Here is a 536-nt window from a genome sequence, read left to right as displayed (position 1 = left end):
GTGTTTAAGTCAGCCGCTTGAGGTTTCACCAAGTAGAACTTCGGAATCCATTCGTCAAAGTTCGCCAAAATATGTTCTGCATGGCTAGAGCCAGTCTCTTCGAGATGCTCCGCAATTAGGCCGCGCAAGTGCTCTTGGTGGATGTATAGATCCGACAGTGAAATGGCTTCCACTGATTCGTTGTTTACACGACCTTGGAAGTCTTGATTTTCATCCAACACGTAAGCAAAACCGCCCGTCATACCAGCGCCGAAGTTCACTCCTGTGGCTCCAAGAATAGCCACAATGCCGCCAGTCATGTATTCACAAGCGTTATCACCCGCGCCTTCGATTACTGCGATGGTGCCAGAGTTACGAACACCAAAACGCTCTCCTGCTTTACCCGCAGCAAACAGTTTGCCTCCTGTCGCGCCGTACAAACATGTGTTACCGATAATGGTGGCTTCGTTACATTTAAATGCAGTGCCTAGGTGAGGTTTAATCGCGATTTTACCGCCTGCCATGCCTTTGCCTACGTAGTCGTTCGCATCACCAGT

Annotated in this window: 1 pseudogene; it reads right to left on the bottom strand. The window is 49.4% G+C overall.

Annotation, left to right across the window (positions count from 1 at the left end):
* A pseudogene (gene gltB / locus R8N49_RS29925) lies at nucleotides 1-536 on the bottom strand (glutamate synthase large subunit); the annotation flags it as partial.

The organism is Vibrio sp. 1978 (assembly GCF_033344345.1).
Note: the sequence above shows the minus strand (reverse complement) of the source record. Positions and strands in the feature narration are given on the sequence as shown.